Below are 20,611 nucleotides of genomic sequence, written 5' to 3'. Positions count from 1 at the left end.
GCAAAAAAGCGTGGCAAAAGTGAAATTTTATCACTCCGAATAAATTTCCGGTTTTAAAACACCAATATACGGTAAGTTACGATATCTTTCAGCAAAATCAAGTCCGTACCCAACGACAAATTCATTTGGGACAATAAACCCAACATAGTCGGCATCAATATCAACATTTCGGCCTTCTGGTTTATCGAGTAACGTTACGAGCTTCACCGATTTTGCTTTTCGATACTTAATCAAGTCTACTAAATAACTAAGTGTACGTCCGCTATCAATAATATCTTCTACAATTAAAACATCTCGTCCTTCAACAGATGTATTTAAATCTTTAATGATTTTGACTTCACCAGACGAAACCATGCCATTTCCGTAACTTGAAACGTCCATGAAATCCATTTCTAAGTAGGTGTCGACTCGTTTAATTAAATCTGTCATAAACGGCGTTGCACCTTTTAACACGCCAATAACTAGCGGATTACGTCCCTCATATTCTGTCGTTAACTCAACACCAAGCTCACGAATCTTCTTTTGAATTTCCTCTTCACTAATTAGCACCTTTTGAATATCGTTATGCATGCTTTTCTTTCCTCCTAAATTCTTGCTATACCTCATAATAAATTGCTTTTTTTCGCGACTTGGTTTTACAACATAACAGGATTCCTTAACACCTGGCACCCACAAAACTTTCCCATTATCATCTGTTACAACAGGAATCGTATCTCGTAAGAATTTAGGGATTTTAGCATCGATAAAAATGTCTTTTAATTTTTTCGTCCCGCCAGTCCCTTTGAGTGTCATTCTGTCACCCGGAAGGCGATTACGAATAACAAGGGGTAAGGAAACGGCCTCAGCATCTATAATAATGCCATTTAGGCCTGCTGTTTGAACGACAGAGCTTTTTTGTCGCATTTTAAAAACAGAACCGTCTAACATTTCAATCCGATCATTCGGAGCTATCTGATAATAAAATTCCTTCTTTACCTCTTCTTTATAGAAAAATGCTTCTAGTTGGTCATATGTACGCCTAAAGATGACGTTTTTTGGCAAATTGAGTGTGGCAGAAGGATTATTTCCATGAATAACACCATAAATTGCTTCTATATGACGCTTTGAAATATCTTGAATATCATTATTATACAGATATTTTAATAGTAAATGAATTATGCGCCGTTGTAAAGGATTCGCCATATTTTCTACTGCATTTCGCTCTATTTTAACAAAGCCCTCTTCTTTTACAGCAATTTTCTCAAATTCGGACAGTGCCATTTCATCTAAAAAGTGAAAATCCTCCCACGTTTCATCCGAAAAATTTTTAAAATGCTCAGCAATGCCAACGTTTTCCTTTTCAAGTAGCGGAACAATATGTTTTCTAAAACGATTCCGCGTAAAATTATCCATTTCATTAGATGCATCGACAACAAATGGAAGCTTATGTTCCGACGTATAGGCTAAAATATCTTTTTTCGAAACGGAAAGAAACGGACGAATAACATGACCTTCACCTAGCATACGCATCGGACGGATTCCAGAAAACCCCGTACCCGAACTTCCGCGAACAAGACGCATCAAAATCGTTTCAATTTGATCATCAGCATGGTGCGCAAGCGCAATTTTCTGAATCCCCGACTCCAGCATCGACTCCTCAAAAAAACGATACCTCACAAGACGCGCCGTCTCTTCAATCCCTCTTTTTTCAGAAACCGCCAAGCTCTGAACGTCTACTTTCTTTTGGATAAAAGCAAGATTGTGCCTCTCCGCAAAGCTGCGAACGAAATCCGCTTCCTCGTCTGACTCAGCGCGAAGCAAATGATTCACGTGGAGAACAACTAGATTGTTTGCGCCTTGGCGATTCATTAGGAAATGCAGCAACGCCAAAGAATCCGGACCACCTGAAACTGCGACAAGCAACTTTTCATTTGGCCGGATTAGGTCATATTTCACTATTTCATTTTCAACACGTCTTAAAAAATCATCCATGAAAAAAGACCTTTCTTCCATCTTTATATGAGAAAACAAGGATGGGCTTCACCCATCCTAATTTATTTCTATAATCGGTTTAGCCGCGACGAGCGCCACGACCACCACGTTTTGATTCTGTTTGACGTTTAATTGTCGATAGACGATCTTCACTATCTTTTAAAAATTGAGCCATGATATCTTCAAAATTCTCCGCTGGCTTCGCACTTCTTACCGGCTTCTTATTGAATTTAGGCTTCTTATCGTAATTGCGTTCTGGACGCTCTGGACGATCTACAGCTTTACGAATTGAAAGACCAATTTTCCCGTCATCAGAAACATTCATAATTTTAACGGTAACTTCATCCCCAACAGTCAAAATATCATTAATATCTTTCACATAATTATCTGCAACCTCACTAATATGGACCAGACCTGTTTTGCCACCTTCAAGCTCCACAAACGCTCCAAAATTAGTAATCCCAGTAACTTTCCCTTGCAACTTGTTGCCTACTTCGATCGACATAAAAAAAAGCTTCCTCCTTAAAAATCACTCTTTACAACATTTATTATAACGTTATTTAAAGCCATGTCAAAATAGTTTGCTCTACTAATTTGACGATGTTTTTTTCTCATCATCTCCAGTTGGCGTATTAAAAATAATCTCGCCTTCCTTCGAAAGATAATACTCGCTTCTAGCTAGTTTCGCAATATAATCATCATCATGCAATTTATTGATTTGACTCTTCAAAGCTTTTTCTTCCTTTTTTGAATCAGCGAGCTTTTGCTCTGTTTTTACTTTTTCAGTTTTTTTCTCTTGTAACAATAATGCTTGTTTTGTATAAGTGAAAAATAACGCACCGAAAACAATGACTAAAACAACTACAAGGCCTGTAAGCCTTCTAGCTAAGGCAACGCGACGACGATTTTTAATTTTCTTCAACGTTTGCGTGTCTTTAATATAGCGATTCTGCATACGCGTCACATTTTTTTCATTCTTCATCTATCGCACCTCCTAGTCAAGTAAAAAGATTCTCCTATCTAAAATAATAACAATTTTTTTTCTGTTTGTCTATTGGTATCCGTGAAATCGACTATTTTTTTACAAAAATAAAAACCGTTGAAAAAACAATGACTACGTAGGCTTAAAATTCTTTTCCCATTGGTTAATTTTTTATGTTAAACTAAAACGATAATTGTCAAAACATAAAAAGGAGTATACAACATGAAAAAAATGATTTTTAGCTTGTTAATTGTTTTACCTTTAACTTTACTCGGAGGTTGCGGTAACGTAGTTGATGATGCACACGCTGGCAAGTGGTCGCTAAAAAATTTCACTCTGCTTATCGATGGTAAAGAAAGGAAAGGAAGTATTACACCCGTTGGCCATATAAAAATTTCCGCTAATGGTAAAGTCGAAGAAAAAACCATCAATGGTGATGTCAAATCAAAAGCTGACTATAAGCTTGAGCCTGTGGACGAAAAAGGAAAATATCGGTTAACGGGCGATTATAAAAAAAGTATTACCCTACCTTACAAAACGGATTTAGATAAAGAATTTGCGAAAAGTACACTTGCCGATTTGAAATCATCAGAAGAGCTTAGCGATGTTTCGGGGAAAGAAAAAAATGGCGAGTACCGTATCGAATATACCCAAAAATTTTCTACGGGCATCCGAATTAATTTAAAATTTAAAAACAAGACCCTTGTCCAAACTCAATTCAATAAAAATTACGGAAATGCAAAAAGTACCTCCATTTTCACAAAATAACTTTACTAACTTAGGAGAATTACTATATGAAAAAATTTATTTTTAGCACTCTATTTATTTTAATCCTTGCACTTCTCAGTGGTTGTGGGAGCAAAATCGACAAACAGTATGTAGGGACTTGGAATATTGAAGAATCGACCGTAACTCTTGACGACGAGGAGCCTATGACTTATGATGCGAAAGGTAGCCATGTCAAAACACATATCGAAATTTCTTCCAACGGGGAAGTGAAGCATACGGTTAAGAATATGGTTGAAACAACTATCACGAAGTATCAGACGAAACCTCGCCAAGATAAAGAGGGATATGAGTTAACAGGCGAAGTAAAAGTACTTAAAATCTATTCATATAAAACCGCTTCCGATAGAGGGAGCATCCCTACTCATTTAAATAGTCTTAAAAAAAATAAAAATATAAGTCAAATAACAGAAACCGAAAAAAATGATAAATATTATATCGAGTTTACAAAAGAAAACATTTCAGCGACGTTCAAATTATTAGACGATACACTTATATATGAGCAAGAAGATGAAGACTTTTCTTCAATAACAAACGTCCGCTCATCTTTTACAAAACAAAAAGAAGCCCAAACCAATTAACGACTTGGTTTGGGCTTTTTTTATTCAGCATCATTTCGCGTTTCGCTTATAATCGTATACATTTCTGCAGCTGCTTCTTTTCTGGCATTTTCTTCTAAACGGTCGATTTTCGCTGTCACCGTTTTTGGACCAAAGCGAATAACAAGCTCGTCACCTACTTTTACATTTGTACCTGGTTTGGCAACAACTCCGTTAATTGCAATTCGCCCTTTTTCAGCTACTTCTTTTGCAACTGTACGGCGTTTTATTAATCTAGAAACTTTTAAAAATTTATCTAAACGCATTTTTTTACACCTCTTTATTTATTTTTTACTACCTTTTGACTGAGCCATAATAATCTGGCGCCAAATGGTAGGTATGTGAAATCACGAGCAGTGAGCAGTTTGTAGCGGAGCGCGAAGATTAAAAATACGCCGCCGCCAAGTGCTACACTTAGGACTGCTTGTACGGCGCTGCCTGTTCTTGTTACGGCGGGCGCAAGCCACTCCCACAACACTGGGAACACACACATCACAAGAAGGGCGCCGCATAAATTGAAGATGGTCTGCCGTTCGAAAAATGGCACGTCGGCATTCTGCTTTAGTGCAAAATAACAAACCACTAAAATAACAAAGAGACCGCTACACGTGGCTAAAGACGCGCCGAGCGTGGCGTAACGGGGGACAAGAAATGCGTTCGCTGCACATTTTGTTATTGCCCCAATTAAAACGGCCACTGCGGGAACGGAAATCTTGCCGAAGCCTTGCAAAATGCTGCTTGTCATAATGATAAGCGAGCTCAAAAAGACGGCGGGCATAAAAAGCTGCAAGACTAGCGTGCCGTCGCTCGTTTCAAAGAGCATCTGGTTTAGCGGGCGCATGATGACGATAAGTCCGACTGTTTCTGCGGCGGATAAAATGAGTGTGAGTTTCATGCCGAGAAGCACGGAGCGTTCCAATTTTTTGCGTTCGCCGCTCACTCGTGCCGCGGTGATCATTGGTACAAGCGCAAGCGCAAGGCCGGTTGAAAGGACTAGACCGAGCTGTAAAATGGGCTGCCCTCTATCGTATACCCCTTTAAGCGATTTAGCTACTAAATCTGGAATGCCACCTTCAATCATTAGGCGATAGACTTGAAAGGAATCGAGCAGTTGGAAAATAATTAGCATGGCGCTAACTGTACAAATGGCTAGACTTTGAATGAGAAACGCCTTAGCAATTCCTCGCTTTTCAGTTTTGCTCGGGAAGCTTCCCCAAACTTTTAAGCCACCTTCGGAAAGTCTTTTCTTATGAAAATGCCTTAATATTAAGACGGCAGCAAGTCCGCCGAAAAAGGCGCCGCTCATGGCCATACTGCCTGCTGTGTAGAGACTTTGGCCGCTTTTGACTGCGAGCCATGCGCCGACGATGATGATGCCGACGCGAATGAGCTGTTCGATGGTTTGTGAAACGGCGGTTGGTATCATGTCATCTTGGCCTTGGAAATAGCCGCGCAAAAAAGCGAGTTGCGGTGTGAGCAGGAAAACAAAACTTACGGTTTGAATGAGCGGTGCAAGTTGCAAGTCGCCCATCATATTTGCAATGCTGTACGCGAAGGCAAATAGAAATAGAAACAGTAAGATGCTCACTACTCGGAGTGTCCGGTAAATGGATTGCAAAATAATTTGTTGGCGCCTCGTGTTTCCTTCAGCTTCGGCCATCATTTTCGAAATGACAACTGGGAAGCCGCCTAGCGCAAAAGTCATCGCAATCCCGTAAAACGGATAAACTTGTTGAAAAATATAAAAACCGACATCGCCGACCATGTTTTGGAACGGTACACGATAAATGGCGCTTAGAATTTTGGAAATTAGCGAGGCAATTGTGAGCCACATTGCGCCGCGCATTAAGTTTTTAATCGAGCGTTCTGACATACTATGCCGCCTTTCTGCTACATTTCCCCTTTAGTTTTCAACCTCACTCGGCTCTTTTAAAGCGGTTTTCAAGTTTTCGATGATGGCTTTCACCGCATACAGCCATTCCTGCAAACTCTTGTTTTGCACATTCATCGTGAGTTTTAGGCAAGTCCCTTCCATGCCAACACCAACATTTCTCCCGTATTCCGAAATCACTTCCATCACTTTGTCGCCGCGAATATTTCCCGTTCCTTTTTCCGAGAAGAGAATCGTGATTTTTTTCGCTTCTTCCTTGATTAGCTCTACACCAACAAGAAGCGCATGCACACGAAGTTCTGTCACCGTAAATAAGTACTCCACTTCTTCTGGATATTCCCCAAAACGATCCATCATATCGCTTTTCAGCGATTCAAGTTCTTCCACATCTAGGACATTTCGGAAGCGTTTATACATTTCGATTTTCTGTCTGCTGTCCGTAATATAATATTCTGGAATGTAAGCATCAACTTGAATGTCGATTTCAACTGGTGCAACGGGTTCTTGTTCTTCCTTCGGCCGGCGCGCTTCAATCGCTTCTTTAAGCATTTGCGAATAAAGGTCAAATCCGACTGAATCAATAAAGCCATGTTGCTGCGCTCCTAGTATATTACCCGCGCCGCGGATAGACAAATCGCGCATCGCAATTTTAAATCCAGAGCCTAGTTCAGTAAATTCCTTAATCGCTTGAAGTCGTTTTTCAGCTTCCTCACGTAGAATTTTATCCTTTTGATACATAAAGTAAGCATAGGCGATGCGGTTCCAACGCCCAACCCGACCACGTAATTGGTAGAGCTGCGAGAGCCCCATATGATCGGCGTTTTGAACAAACAGCGTATTCACGTTTGGAATATCCACGCCCGTTTCAATAATCGTCGTCGTCACTAACACGTCATACTCCCCTTCAAGGAAGCTTAAGATGACCGATTCTAACTCGGATTCTGTCATTTGACCGTGCGCTACAGCCACACGTGCATCTGGAACGAGCATGGAAATTTCATCTGCTTTTTGCAAAATCGATTCGACTCGATTATATAAATAATACACTTGTCCCTCACGTGCTAGTTCCCGCTCAATTGCCTCGCGAACTAAAACGTTATTTTGTTCTGTAACATACGTTTGCACAGGAAATCTATTTGCCGGTGGCGTTTCAATGACAGACAAATCACGCACGCCGAGCATGGACATGTGTAACGTCCGCGGAATCGGCGTCGCCGTCAAGGTTAAAACATCAATTTTAGACCGGATTTGTTTGATTTTTTCCTTGTGCGTCACACCAAAGCGTTGTTCCTCGTCGACAATTAGGAAGCCGAGGTCGCGATATTTTACGTCTTTCGAAAGAAGGCGATGCGTCCCGACGACAATGTCCACCGTTCCAGACGCCAAACCGGAAATTGTTTCGTTTTGTTGTTTCCGCGTTCTAAAACGGCTTAATAGCCCAATATTAATTGGAAAACCTTGGAAGCGTTCTTTCATCGTTTCAAAATGTTGCTGCGCCAAAATGGTCGTCGGTACTAAAAATGCGACTTGCTTGCCGTCCATGACCGCCTTAAACGCCGCACGAAGCGCAACTTCCGTTTTCCCGTAACCAACATCTCCAACGAGAAGCCGGTCCATCGGGCGAATGCGTTCCATGTCATGCTTAATTTCCCGAATCGAACGAATTTGGTCTTCAGTTGGTTGATACGGGAATGAATCCTCAAATTCGCGCTGCATATCGCTATCCGGACTAAACGCAAAGCCTTTCTCCGCCTCACGTTCTGCGTAAAGCTTAATCAAATCATCCGCAATATCTTGCACAGACGCCTTCACTTTTGTTTTGACGCGCTTCCACTCTGAACCGCCAAGCTTATTTAATTTCGGTGCTTTCCCCTCAGCCCCTACATATTTTTGGACTAAATCGAGCTGTTCCACAGGGATAAATAATTTGTCTTCACCTTGGTAAACCAGTAGCAAATAATCCTTATGAACGCCGCTAATTTCAAGGGTTTCCATGCCGACGTAGCGTGCGATACCGTGGTTGACGTGAACGACATAATCGCCAACTTTAAGTTCCGAATAACTTTGAATTCGTTCAGCATTTGAAAGTTTCTGGCGTTTTTTAACTTTTTTCGTCTTTTTATTAAAAAGTTCCGTTTCGCTAATGATGACCACTTTTGCAAGCGGTAATTCAAAGCCGTTTTGGAAGGTACCGATGACAAATTGGACAGCGCCGTATTTTGGCACATCTTCTTCGCGCGTTAAAATGACACTTTCCATGTCATAATCTGCCAAAGTCTGTTGCATTTTAGTTGCCCGTTCTATGGAAGGCGCCAAAATGACGACCGCATAATTATTTTTGTGCCAACTATCTAATTCCGTTTTTAAAACAGACATTTGTCCGTGAAATTGTTGCATTTGTTTATAAACTAAATTGGTTGTTTGCGAAACGCGCATGGCGCTATGTGCTTTTTGGAATAACGTCAAATAAATTTTCGGCGTCCGCACGCTTTCCATAAGCTCTTTAAAATGGTGGCCCAATTTGACATCGCGCACGGTTTCTAGCCGGCTGAGCGTTTCCGTATGCCATTCTGCTTCTTCTTTTTCTAAACGTTCGTCGGTTTCTTGAATGCGTCCATACTCGTCTAAAACGAAAAGCATATCTTGTGCGGCATAGTCAAGGAGCGAGGCGGGATCTGGGTAGGCTAGTCCAATATATTTAAAGAACATATCCGGCTTTATTCCCGAACGAAGCAGTTCCAAATCCGTTTCGATATTTTCCATTAAGCCTTGCTTGTCTTCTTCGTTTTTCATGTTTTTTAACGTTGCAGCAAGACCTTTTTCAAGGCGCGTCACAATATCTGGGAAATAAGCTTGCTCAAGCAAAATTTCCGTTGCGGGCAAGATGCGAAATTCAGCAAGTTTCTGATGCGAACACTGCGTTTCAACATCGAAATAGCGAAGCGAATCAATTTCTGTATCAAAAAGTTCAATGCGCACGGGGAATTCTTCTGTGATTGGATAGACATCGATAATGCCACCGCGAATGCTGAATTCTCCGGGCGTATTGACCATACCACTCATTGTATAGCCCATTGTCACGAGGCTTTCTTTTAGCTGTTCGGGATCAATTTCCTCACCTTGAACAATTTGCAGGTTGTATTTTTTCCATAACGAAACGGGCGGAAGTATTTTTCGAAGCCCTGCTACAGGGACAACTAAAATTCCCGGTTTTTCCGAAAGAAGAAAGTCGAGTGCTTCTACGCGCTGACCGCGAAGTTCGGGGCTTGATACGCTTAGTTCGGAGGAAATGAGTTCGTCTGCCGGGTATAAAAATAGGCGGTCGAAGTCGATTAATGTGAGCAAATCATCGTACAATTTTTGCGCGTGATACAAATTATGTGTGACGAGCAACGTTTGTTTTTGTGTCGCTCCTTCAAGTACGCTCGCAAAAAGTGCGCGCGATGAGCCCGATAATCCTGTTACGAGTTGTGATTCTTTTTTATCGTTAACCGCACTAATGATTTGGCGGATTTCTTTTTGTTCAAAAATTAATTGTTTTAAACCTTTCAAAGTCAACCTCTCCTCTTCCATCTTCAATTGCTTATTTGTCAGAAAATTCCTTCTTCCCAACACGAGCAACTAAGCACGCATAAGTTAGACTTTTACTAGCTCAGCACGCTTAGTTATAGCGATTCATTACATCTAGAAACGGCATTTTAGTCGCATCTTCAATGGCATCTGCGCTTTTTTTTATGGCCGCAATTATATCTGGTTGTTCTATTTTTTGAAAATCCCCGAGCACGTAATGAATGATTTCACCTTTTGGCGGTCGGTCAATCCCTACACGAATTCGGTTAAAATCTTGTGTTTTTAAATGTTGAATCAACGAACGCATCCCGTTATGTCCACCTGCACTGCCTTTTTGCCGCAGCCTGATTTTCCCAACTGGCAAATCCAAATCATCATATACAACGATTAAATCTTCTATATCAATTTGATAATAATCCATAAGCGGACGAACACACTCGCCAGATACATTCATAAACGTCAGCGGTTTTACGAGCAACACTTTCTCGCCGTTTATTACGAGCTGACTCACCATGCCATTAAATTTCGAACTTTTCCAAGGCGCTCTAAAACGATAGCTAAGTTCATCAACTACCATGAACCCAACATTGTGCCTAGTTCGTTCATATTTTTTTCCTGGATTTCCCAGTCCAACAATCATCTTCATCCATTTATTCTCCTATGCACACGAAAACCACTTCATAAATGAACTGGTTTCACTAGAAAGTTATTGCCTAAATTATAACATGCGATTTAGAGTTTTGAAAGTTTTTCATATAGCAGAATGTAAATATCAGTTAACTAAAAAAGGGCAGATAGACATTGCAATGCCTGATATTAACTTCTATAAAATAAAAAACTCAACAATTAAGTTGAGCAGCCTTTAAGCAAGAATTCATCTGGTGATTCTATACTTTCTTCTATTGATGAGCTTTACCCCATTTAAATTACTTATTCGCTGTTTGCATTCTAAACCCTTACTTCATTTCCGTAAACAAAAATGAAGCGCAAGGTTTTCAAAACAAAAACCTTGCGCTTTTTCTTATTTATTCAACTGGCTCTTCTGCTGACCCGTGAGCTGCTTCTGGTTCGGCAACTTCTTCACCGGCTGTTGTTTCAACTTCGGTACGTGGTGCAGCAACAGTTACTACAGCTTCTTCCACGTCTGTTTTAATTTCAAAATCGGTATTTTTAGGAATATCACCCACTGCAAGTGAGTCACCAATCGCTAATTTTGTAATATCTACTTCAATTGCTTCTGGAAGCTTATCTGGCGTTGCGGCAACCGTCACTTCATAAAGGACTTGTTGCAAGACGCCGCCTTCTTTAACCCCAGAAGATTCTCCTACTAAATCAATACGCACATCTGCTTCAACTTCTTCGCTCATGTTCACGGCTAAGAAATCGACATGGATTAGTTCGTCTTTTAGTGGATCTATTTGGTATTCGTGTAAAAGAACATTTAATTTTTTTCCATCAATAGTTACTGAGAATACTGCATTACGCCCATGTTCTCGAATCGTTTTAATTAACTCAAGGGAATCAACTGAAATCGTAATATTCTCAGATTGATAACCGTAAATAATACCTGGAATACGACCTGCCACACGGATTTCTGTCACTTGCGAATGTTGTTTCGTATCTCTTTTTTGAACTTCTAAATTAGTTGCCATAAAAAATTCACTCCACTCATTCATTTTGTATTCTACAATAACTATCTTTACCCTAGTAGTAAAAGTTAAAACAATTAGAAAGTCGCCTTAAACCAAGTTTTTCGGCAAACAAGGTTTATTTTCTTTCATAAAAGGTAAACAGAAACTAGCGTGAAATTTAGTTATCATACTTCAATTTTAGCGCAATCCGATGTATTTCTCAAAAAATTACTGCGTTAATTATAGAAATATTTGGAATGGAAGAGCTTTCAAACTGTATTACAGCGTTTTCATAAATTTATTAGTACAAATTTCCAAATTAAGGACGTTCAGGGTTTCACAATGTGTAATAAAGTGTTATACTGTATTAGTAAAAAGTTTGCTAAGGAGGAAATTTAATTATGAAAGACCACCAAAAAATAATTTTAGTCGGTGATGGAGCTGTTGGTTCAAGTTACGCATTTGCTTGTGTAAATTTAAATATCGGCCAAGAATTCGGTATTATCGATATCGATAAGGACAGAACTATCGGAGATGCTATCGATTTAAGTCATGCTGTTCCTTTTTCCGCACCTAAAAAAATCTATTCCGCTAATTATAGCGATTGCCACGATGCAGATTTAGTAGTTGTCACAGCTGGTACAGCTCAAAAACCAGGCGAAACACGTCTTGATCTTGTTAATCGTAATATAAAAATTATGAAAGGGATTGTCGATGAAGTTATGGCAAGTGGCTTTGACGGGATTTTCTTAATTGCCTCAAATCCAGTTGATATCCTTACTTATGCGACTTGGAAATTCTCTGGACTTCCTAAAGAACGCGTCATCGGTTCTGGCACAAGTCTTGATACTGCTCGTTTCCGTATGTCTATTGCTGATTATTTAAAAGTAGATGCGCGTAATGTACACGGGTACATTTTAGGCGAACATGGTGACACAGAGTTCCCAGCGTGGAGCCACACAACTGTCGGCGGACTTCCTATCACAGAATGGATTTCAGAAAATGAACAAGGTGCGATGGATACGATTTTCATCAGCGTGCGTGATGCAGCCTATGAAATTATCAATAAAAAAGGCGCAACTTTCTATGGTATTGCAGCAGCTCTAGCACGTATTTCCAAAGCGATTTTAAACAACGAAAACGCAATTTTGCCACTTTCTGTCTATTTAGATGGCCACTACGGCTTAAACGATATCTACATTGGTGCTCCAGCGGTCGTTAACCGCCAAGGCGTGCGCCACATTGTTGAAATGAAACTAAATGACGTAGAAAAAGAACAAATGCGCAACTCAGCTGAAACACTTAAAAAAGTTTTAAGTGACGCAATGAAAGAAATTTAATTGAACAACACCCACGTAAAGAAGCTAGGAATCACTTTCCTAGCTTCTTTGATTTTCTTTTTAAAACGAGGTACACTAAAGAAAAATAAAGGAGGCTGACATATGATTACAACAACATCTCCAAATATTGAAGGGCAAAAAATCGTTGAGTATAAGAAAATTGTATTCGGTGAAGTCATTACAGGCGTGAATTTCGTCAAAGATATCGGTGCTGGTTTGCGGAATTTCTTCGGCGGTCGTTCGCAAGGCTATGAGGACGAATTAATTGCGGCGCGTGAAGAAGCGATTCGCGAAATGGAAAACCGCGCTGAACAACTTGGAGCGAATGCGATTATCGGCGTAGACATCGATTATGAGGTACTCGGCGCTGACAATGGTATGCTGATGGTCACAGCATCTGGCACTGCGGTTGTGATTGAAGTTCAAGATTATTAAGCGTAAAAACAAGCATACATCTAATGAAAACCATTATCCAAGATGGCATTATCACTAGATGTATGCTTCTTTATTTTTACAGAATAAAATCTAACTATAGCTTAAACTTTTTCTGATTTGAGTTCTTCCCATATTGCAATCATTTCATACGCAACATCGCGCAATGAGTATGTGGTCATAAATTGGTCTTCTGCATGCATAAAAAGAATGGAAACAGGCACTTCGTCGCCTTCAGATTCTTTTTGAATGAGTTCAACATGCTTCTTGTGCCCATCACTTAAATAGCGATTCGCCTCATCGATTTTCCCGTAGGCGATTTTAAACTTCCCCTGCCTCGCTAGCTGCATGGCTTCAATAATACAACTTCTAGCTGCGCCGACTGAACTAATAATTTCAAACGACGCTAATTCCATCCCTTCCATGAGTTAAGCCTCCTCAATCTCTATCACTGTTTCTAAAAAAGTTTCCCGGCCGTTTCCAATGAAAATATCGACTTTCCCGGGTTCAAGTTGGTATTTTTTCTGACTAGACCAAACTTCAAGTTCTTTTTTTCCAATTTTAAAGCACATCGTTTGATGTTCATTAGCTTTTAGTTCCATTTTGCAAAAGGCTTTCAATTCGCGTTTGCGCCTTGTGATACTACCAGTCCTGCCATGCACGTATAGTTGGATGACTTCTTTTCCAGTGCGCGCTGAAACGTTTGCTACGCCTACTTTCAAAATAAAAGTCTCGCCTTGTTCAAGTTTTTCTACAGAAAGAATTGATTTTTCAGTGGTTAACGACTGATATTCAAACGTGCTGTAGCTTTTTCCGTAGCCGAATGGGTATAGTGCGGCGCCGCTTTCGTCAAAGTAGTTTTCTTGGTAGACGACGTCCTTTTGGTTGTAGTACACGGGCAGTTGTCCCGTTTGGCGCGGAATGCTAACAGGCAGTTTTGCCGACGGATTGTTGTGTCCGAATAGCGTTTCCGCGATTGCTACGCCGCCTTGCGCGCCCGGATAAAACGACATAAGTAGCGCGTCTGTAGTTTCCGCGATTTCAGCGATTGCATTTGGTCGACCGGCAATGATAACAACGGTGAGCGGAATGTGTAGTTCGCGCATCTTTCGGTACAGCTCCATCTGACATTCCGGGAGTTCCAGGCTTGCCACATCGACGTTTTCGCCAGCGTCCATGTTCGGCCCCTTTGAGCTAACCGCGCCGTTTTTCAGAAATTCCATATCGAAATTTCGCGCGCTTGAACCGCCCAGCACAAGCACAATGTGGTCGGCATTCGCCGCCGCTTCTTGCGCGCGGTTTAAACTCTCTGGAAGTCGTTCGCGAATTTCAGCACCTTTTTCATGCGTAATCACCACATCATCAGGCGCCACCTGCCGCATGCCAGCTAGAACGGTCACACCGCGCCCAGCTTTTTGCGGCGCCGTATAATCGCCAAGCTGATTGTAAAGCGCATCCGCGTTCGGGCCGACGACCGCAATATTTTTTACTTTTTTTGAAAAAGGCAGCGTTTGATTTCGGTTTTCCAGCAAGCAAACACTTTCTCTGGCTGCCTCCAAATTTATCTCCCGAAAATCAACTTCCGGAACTGCCTCATCTACGTAAGGATTGTCAAACAGGCCAAGTTCAAATTTCAGGGTGAGAACCCGCCGCACAGCTCGGTCGATTATTTTTTCTTCCAAAAGACCATGTTGAAAAGCCGATTCAATGTGCGGGTAAACTTCGTCCCACAAACTTAAATCCACCCCGGCTGAAAGCGCCATTTTAGCGGCCGCCTCTTCAGTGCCACCAAGCATCAAAAGTCGGTCGAGTGCGCAGCCATCTGCCATAACGACACCCGAAAACCCAATTTCCGTTCGCAAAATATCCGTCAAGAGCGCCTCGTTCGCATGACAAGGGATGCCGTCGATTTCATTGTACGCTGCCATGACGCCCTTTGCCGCTTTCCCAGCAACCATCGGCGGTAAAAATATCTCTCTAAGTTCGCGCTCCCCAATTGAAACCGGCCCCGAATTGTGCCCGCCAACCGGCTCACCTTGCGCCGCAAAGTGTTTCAGCACGACAGCAATTCGCTGATTTTCCTGCATGCCCGAAACAAGCGCCTCCGTCATCTCACCCGCCAAATACGGATCCTCGCCAAAACACTCCTCCGAACGCCCCCATCTCGGGTCACGTAAAACATCAAGCGCTGAGGCTAAAGCTAGATGGACGCCTTTCGAGGCAATTTCCTCCGCCACGGCTCTCGCCGTCCGTTTTTGAAGCCCCTTATTAAATGAAGCCCCTTTCGCGAGATTGACCGGATACGACTCACTTTCGACCGCCTGGTGCCCATGTGGCACTTCTTCTGAAAGAAGCATTGGAATACCAAGACGCGTGTTTTCCATTACATATTTTTGAAGTAAATTTGCGGCCTTCGCAGACTGTGCGCGGGGAATCCCCGTTGATTCGTCCATTTTCGACCACGGATCTGCCCGAAATAAGCCATACAACGCGCCTATGCCACCAAATCTTTCAACTTCGTCTTTAAACTTATCCGTCAATTCAAGTTCAGCGTTTTCATTCCAAGCGAAAGTTTCCCAGCCATATAAGCGCTGATTTAGTTGTCCGCATTTTTCTCGTAATGTCATTTTTTGCAAAAGTTCTTCCACTCGTTCAGAAATCGGTTGTGTCGCCACATGAAACACTCCTTTCTGGCATTATTTTGCTAACAGTCCAAGTCCTTGTTCTAGAACTTTTTCACCATTCATTCGACCGTAGTCGACAATTGCGATGACGTCCACTGGTTTGTCACCCACGGTTTCAGCAACTTTGTCTTTCATATAGCTTACTTGCGGGCCAAGCAAAATCGCATCTGCATGGCGCCAATTTTTTTCAAAATCCGTTTCCGAAATCGCCCAAATCTCAATTTCAATACCTTGCTCAGCAGCACTTTTTTGCATTTTTTTAACTAAAACGCTCGTAGACATTCCAGCGTTACACATTAACATCAATTTTTTCATCAAAATCAGCTCCTACGCTTTTAAATTATCATTTGCTTTTAGGAATGGTAGGTATAGCAAGATACAGACACCTATTAGGAAGACTTGAAAAACAGCCGCTCGCCAGTCGCCACCTGTTGCTAAAAAGCCAGATATGACTGGTGGTGTCGTCCACGGTACGAGTACAACGACTTTGGAAATCATGCCGATACTTGTTGCGATGTAAGCAAGTAATAGACAAAGCGGAGTTGATAAGATAAACGGAATCATCAAACTCAGGTTGTACACTATCGGCAGACCGAAAACAACTGGTTCATTAATGTTGAATATTCCCGGCGCAGCGGATAATCCGGCAATTTCGCGGTAATCTTTTCGTTTGCTCCAAATGAAGATGGCGATAAGCAGCGCAATTGTGTTACCACCGCCACCCATGACGCCGAAAATATCACGGAAAGTTGTATTGATGATATGCGGAATTGTTGTGCCGTCTGCAAATGCCGTCATATTTTCTTGCATATTCGCGAGTAAAACGGGGTCCATAATGGGGCCTAGTATACCGCTTCCTGCAATCCCAATGGAATATAACATTTGCGAAATCAGCATTAAGGTAAGGAAACCAGGTACGCTTGTCACTAAGAACGTTAGTGGTTGTTGAATGACAGCGCTAATAATGGAATATAAATCTAAGCTAAAGATTAAGTTAACGATGAACGAAATAAATGCGAATAATAATACTGTAAGCATTGTTGGAATTAAAACGTTAAACGATTTAATAACTGCTGGTGGTACGCTTTCCCCCGAAATGCGAATTTTCATTTTCTCGCTCTTTGAAAGTCGAATAAAAACTTCTGTCGAGAGTAGCGCCGTGACAATCCCGACAAACATGCCTGCAGAACCTGTAAGCGCTGTCGGAATAACGCCAGAAACTTCAACGGCTTCTTTTGCGCCAACTGGTACAACCGAAGTCATGAGTGGAATAAAAATAACGATAAGAGCAATGGTTTGTAGCGCTGGCGCAAATGGATTTTCAAATTTCCGATTTTGTGCCAAAAAGTATGAAACTGAAGCTCCGATAAGTAACGTAATGATGCCTAGCGTCCCGTTCACGATACTCGTCCCAAGCTCTTGCCATTTGGTTAAGGTGGCGGAACTAATAATATTGGACATAAAACCGTCTGGCTTAATGATGACATTATTAATTAAAACCATAAAACCGGATAACATAATAAATGGAAGAATTGTGGCAAAAGCATCTCGCATTGATTTCAAGTGTATTTGATTGCCTAATTTTTGTGATAGCCATGTTAATTTTTCAATGAATTTTTTCATGTGCATTCCCTCCTATAACTTAAATATAGCGCTTTCTTTATTGGAAATAAATGCAGTCTTTTTCCGCAACCTCTGGCAAGTAGCGGAAATCAAAAAAACATGAGAGCCATTTTTCACCCTCATGTTTCCAGTCGCGCTAAAATTTGGATAAACTCATTGAAGTTCGTCGCTTTTTTTATTTCCTTCGCGAGCTTTGGCGTTTCAACGACTTGGCTTATCATTTCGTATACTTGCGAAAGGTGTTCTTGTTCCTTATTTTTAATCGCCAGCATGAAAATAATTTGTGCCACATCGCCATCTTCATTCCACACAACGGGCTCTCTAGCGATACAAACGGCAATTTTAGTTTCGCTTACTTCGGCAAATATGGGATGCGGTACGGCTAGGCCATTTCCTAAGTATGTTGCCACGATATCTTCGCGTTCTTTGACGGACTCTAGGAAGGCTTTCTGGTCGCTGCTCGTCTCTTCGAATTTTTGCGCGAGCAATGTTAGGACCTGATCTTTACTGTACTTTTCTTCCAAAATTTCAAAGTAGTTCGCGGAAAAGAACTGCTCGAAGTTATTTTTGCTAGTTATACTCGGGAGGCGCTTTTGAATGTTGCGGATATCTATTTCGGATAAAAACGGCGTCACCTGAACGTATTCGCCTAATGCGTCGCCAAGCGGAACGGTCGAGATGACAAAGTCGGCTTGCCAGTTGCCGGTCTTATATTCGTACAGTGAGTAGCTGCCAATTATGTCAATTTCTTCGGCAAATATTTTTTGGATTTTCGATTCTAATAATTTCGCTGTGCCTATGCCGGACGCGCAAACGAGTAAAACGCGTTTTTTTCGTTCTTTCGAAGCATCGCTTAACGCGTATAGGAAATGAATCGCTAAATAGCCGACTTCTGATTCGCTGATGGGCTGGTCCAATTCGAGTGCTAAAACTTCTCGGGCGACAAGTCCTAACTCAAAAGCGAGCGGGTAATTCGTTTTAATATTTTCAAGATACGGATTATGAATATTCATATTAAACTTAATCCGGTTCACTGCGGGCTTTAAGTGCAAAGCTAAATTCGCTATAAATTGCTGATGCGCTGAAAAATCATACCCGTATTGGCGTTTGATTTCCTCAAGCATTTTATTCACGATGATGATTTCTCGGTAACCATTATAACTTTGCAAAACGTGCTTCGAACATACATGTAGCAAAATATAGGTCAGTTCGCTTTCTGGGAACTTGATGGATTCAAGCGTTTCAATTTCGCGAATGATTTTTTGCGAAGCGCGCAGTTCTTGAATATTAAATTCCAAATCTTGAAGGTCTCCTTGGTGAACATATTGCGCACCTTTAATACGGCGCACAGCAATTGCGACGTGGATAATCAAATTTTTAATCGCCATATCGGTCATTTGCACTTTATATTGTTCAAGGCTCGCCAAAATAATCGTCTGGATTTTCCGCAGATCAATTTCACCAAAGAAAGTCTGTTCCTCCTCGCTCACAAGTAGGCTTACAGAATCACTTAACAGATATTTCGAGAAACAAAACCGAATATTCACCTCGGAACCCTCAATTTTTACCCCGTAGCTGGCTCTTTTCGAAAGCGTTAAATGATGTTCCGCAAGCTTCCGCTTCACGTCCAAAATGTCGGAATTAATGGTCGACTTGCTGACGTACAACTCTTCGGCGAGCGTATCAAGCTTTGTAAAGCCGTTTTGGAGAAGCAAATAGCGAATGATGTAGGCGACTCGATCTTCGGCGAGCGTCGGAATGACGTGCAAATTAAAACGTTCCTCTTTAAACGGCGCAAGCCAACCAAGGAAAGCGGTTTCATCTTGAAGTTCAAGTCGATACCCTTTTCCGCGCACAGCCTCGATTTTGTTTCCATCAACTAAAAAAATGGCGTTTATCGTTTTAACGTCACTCCGAATTGTTCGCGAGTTCACCTGCAGGCTAGAAGCGAGTTCTTCTCCGCTCATAAAATCCATTTTTGCGTATAGTTGTTGAAGCAATTTTTGCCACCGCGGAATTAAAACTTGCTTTTCTGTCATAAAAAAACACTCCTGATAACAGTAGAGCAGAATCTAAAGATTAGACTCTGCTCATTCTCACTGCATTTTATTCAAAAAGCGAGCTTACAGATTCGTTTTCATGAACACGAACGATTGCTTCGCCTAAAAGAGCTGCAACAGATAACTGCTCCATTTTATCAATCCATTTATCTTTTGCAAGATCGATAGAATTTGTTACGACTAATTTCTCGATTGGTGAATCTTGAATTCGGTCCATTGCTGGGCCAGATAAAACAGGGTGCGTACAACTTGCAAATACGCGTGTTGCTCCGTTTTCACGAAGTGCGTTTGCAGCAAGTGTAATTGTACCTGCTGTATCAATAATGTCATCAATTAGAATACATACTTTGCCATCTACTTTTCCGACGATGTTCATTACTTCGGCAACGTTCGGGCGAGGACGGCGTTTATCAATAATTGCGATTGGCGCTTTTAGGCGATCTGCCATTTTACGCGCACGTGTTACACCTCCGTGGTCAGGAGAAACAACAACAATATCATCGCCTGTCAAGCCTTGCTCACTAAAATAGTTGCTAAGTAAGCGCACGGCATTTAAATGGTCGATTGGAATATCGAAGAAACCTTGGATTTGCGGTGCATGCATATCTAGCGTAATCATTCGTGTTGCACCCGCTGTTTCAATTAAATTGGCAACTAATTTCGCCGTAATTGGTTCACGGCTTCTTGCTTTACGATCTTGGCGCGCGTAGCCATAGTACGGCATTACAATATTAATTGTAGCTGCTGAAGCTCGTTTTAGCGCATCAATCATGATCAAAAGTTCCATTAAATTCTGGTTAACTGGGTAGCTTGTCGACTGAACAACATACACATGGCAACCACGAATACTTTCTTCAATGTTAATTTGAATTTCGCCATCACTAAAATGAGTTACACTCGATTTACCTAGCTCAATTCCTACTTCCTTCGCAATTTCTTCCGCTAGTGCACGGTTTGAATTCAACGAGAAAATTTTCAACTTTGGATCAAAATAATCGTTTGACATAATCAGCCTCCACAAATTTTTATATAAATGATATTT

General features: G+C 41.4%; 18 protein-coding genes. 4 read left to right on the top strand and 14 right to left on the bottom strand.

The genetic code is table 11. The features are described from left to right. Positions 1-30: 30 nt before the first annotated feature. From hpt to CFS60_RS10440, 3 genes are all read right to left on the bottom strand, one after another. The gene (gene hpt / locus CFS60_RS10450; RefSeq protein ID WP_088839223.1) at positions 31-1,971 is read right to left on the bottom strand and encodes a hypoxanthine phosphoribosyltransferase; all 1,941 of its coding nucleotides are present in this window, start codon (positions 1,969-1,971) and stop codon (positions 31-33) included. Positions 1,972-2,050: 79 nt separating this feature from the next. Next, complete coding sequence (locus CFS60_RS10445; RefSeq protein WP_088810745.1) at positions 2,051-2,476, bottom strand: S1 domain-containing RNA-binding protein; 426 nt, start codon at positions 2,474-2,476, stop codon at positions 2,051-2,053. Between the two features lie 84 nt (positions 2,477-2,560). After that, positions 2,561-2,953, bottom strand: a complete 393-nt coding sequence (locus CFS60_RS10440) for a septum formation initiator family protein (RefSeq protein WP_088810746.1) — start codon at positions 2,951-2,953, stop codon at positions 2,561-2,563. Positions 2,954-3,175: 222 nt separating this feature from the next. Between CFS60_RS10440 and CFS60_RS10435 the strand changes: the two genes are divergently transcribed. Then, on the top strand, positions 3,176-3,721 hold the full coding sequence (locus tag CFS60_RS10435) for a hypothetical protein (protein WP_088839219.1): 546 nt from the start codon (positions 3,176-3,178) through the stop codon (positions 3,719-3,721). A 26-nt stretch (positions 3,722-3,747) separates the two neighbouring features. Beyond that, a complete protein-coding gene (locus tag CFS60_RS10430) occupies positions 3,748-4,320 on the top strand; it encodes a lipoprotein (protein WP_088815903.1) in 573 nt (190 codons plus the stop codon). Positions 4,321-4,340: 20 nt separating this feature from the next. Here the strand turns inward: CFS60_RS10430 and CFS60_RS10425 are convergent, their stop codons facing one another. The 5 genes from CFS60_RS10425 to CFS60_RS10405 all read right to left on the bottom strand — a co-directional run bounded on the left by CFS60_RS10425 (position 4,341) and on the right by CFS60_RS10405 (position 11,451). Further along, positions 4,341-4,604: an RNA-binding S4 domain-containing protein gene (locus CFS60_RS10425; protein ID WP_088810749.1), complete on the bottom strand. Its 264-nt coding sequence runs from the start codon at positions 4,602-4,604 to the stop codon at positions 4,341-4,343. Positions 4,605-4,618: 14 nt separating this feature from the next. Continuing rightward, entirely contained in the window at positions 4,619-6,211 is a 1,593-nt protein-coding gene (locus tag CFS60_RS10420) for a polysaccharide biosynthesis protein (RefSeq protein WP_088815904.1), read from the bottom strand. Between the two features lie 30 nt (positions 6,212-6,241). After that, positions 6,242-9,781 carry a transcription-repair coupling factor gene (gene mfd, locus CFS60_RS10415; RefSeq protein ID WP_088839218.1) on the bottom strand — a complete coding sequence of 1,180 codons (3,540 nt, stop codon included), beginning with the start codon at positions 9,779-9,781 and terminating at the stop codon, positions 6,242-6,244. A 109-nt stretch (positions 9,782-9,890) separates the two neighbouring features. Beyond that, positions 9,891-10,445 carry an aminoacyl-tRNA hydrolase gene (gene pth, locus CFS60_RS10410; RefSeq protein ID WP_088839217.1) on the bottom strand — a complete coding sequence of 185 codons (555 nt, stop codon included), beginning with the start codon at positions 10,443-10,445 and terminating at the stop codon, positions 9,891-9,893. Positions 10,446-10,824: 379 nt separating this feature from the next. After that, positions 10,825-11,451: a 50S ribosomal protein L25/general stress protein Ctc gene (locus tag CFS60_RS10405; protein ID WP_088810753.1), complete on the bottom strand. Its 627-nt coding sequence runs from the start codon at positions 11,449-11,451 to the stop codon at positions 10,825-10,827. Positions 11,452-11,831: 380 nt separating this feature from the next. Between CFS60_RS10405 and CFS60_RS10400 the strand changes: the two genes are divergently transcribed. Further along, complete coding sequence (locus tag CFS60_RS10400) at positions 11,832-12,770, top strand: L-lactate dehydrogenase (protein ID WP_088810754.1); 939 nt, start codon at positions 11,832-11,834, stop codon at positions 12,768-12,770. 102 nt (positions 12,771-12,872) lie between these two features. Beyond that, positions 12,873-13,205, top strand: a complete 333-nt coding sequence (locus tag CFS60_RS10395) for a putative heavy metal-binding protein (RefSeq protein ID WP_088810755.1) — start codon at positions 12,873-12,875, stop codon at positions 13,203-13,205. A gap of 101 nt (positions 13,206-13,306) precedes the next feature. Here CFS60_RS10395 and CFS60_RS10390 read toward each other — a convergent pair whose 3' ends face one another. The 6 genes from CFS60_RS10390 to CFS60_RS10365 all read right to left on the bottom strand — a co-directional run bounded on the left by CFS60_RS10390 (position 13,307) and on the right by CFS60_RS10365 (position 20,575). Then, positions 13,307-13,627 (bottom strand): PTS lactose/cellobiose transporter subunit IIA, encoded by a 321-nt coding sequence (locus CFS60_RS10390; RefSeq protein ID WP_088810756.1) that lies wholly within the window; start codon positions 13,625-13,627, stop codon positions 13,307-13,309. Positions 13,628-13,630: 3 nt separating this feature from the next. Then, on the bottom strand, positions 13,631-15,829 hold the full coding sequence (locus tag CFS60_RS10385) for a glycoside hydrolase family 3 N-terminal domain-containing protein (RefSeq protein WP_088839222.1): 2,199 nt from the start codon (positions 15,827-15,829) through the stop codon (positions 13,631-13,633). A gap of 69 nt (positions 15,830-15,898) precedes the next feature. Continuing rightward, positions 15,899-16,201, bottom strand: a complete 303-nt coding sequence (locus CFS60_RS10380; RefSeq protein WP_088810757.1) for a PTS sugar transporter subunit IIB — start codon at positions 16,199-16,201, stop codon at positions 15,899-15,901. 12 nt (positions 16,202-16,213) lie between these two features. Then, the gene (locus tag CFS60_RS10375; protein WP_088810758.1) at positions 16,214-17,509 is read right to left on the bottom strand and encodes a PTS sugar transporter subunit IIC; all 1,296 of its coding nucleotides are present in this window, start codon (positions 17,507-17,509) and stop codon (positions 16,214-16,216) included. A gap of 119 nt (positions 17,510-17,628) precedes the next feature. Beyond that, positions 17,629-19,548 (bottom strand): transcription antiterminator, encoded by a 1,920-nt coding sequence (locus CFS60_RS10370; RefSeq protein WP_088839216.1) that lies wholly within the window; start codon positions 19,546-19,548, stop codon positions 17,629-17,631. 67 nt (positions 19,549-19,615) lie between these two features. Further along, positions 19,616-20,575, bottom strand: coding sequence for a ribose-phosphate diphosphokinase (locus CFS60_RS10365; RefSeq protein ID WP_088810760.1), 960 nt, complete (start codon positions 20,573-20,575; stop codon positions 19,616-19,618). Positions 20,576-20,611: the final 36 nt, after the last annotated feature.

Source organism: Listeria sp. ILCC792, from assembly GCF_900186135.1.
GTDB classification, from domain to species: Bacteria; Bacillota; Bacilli; order Lactobacillales; family Listeriaceae; genus Listeria; species Listeria goaensis.
This window is presented reverse-complemented; position numbering and strand designations above follow the sequence as displayed.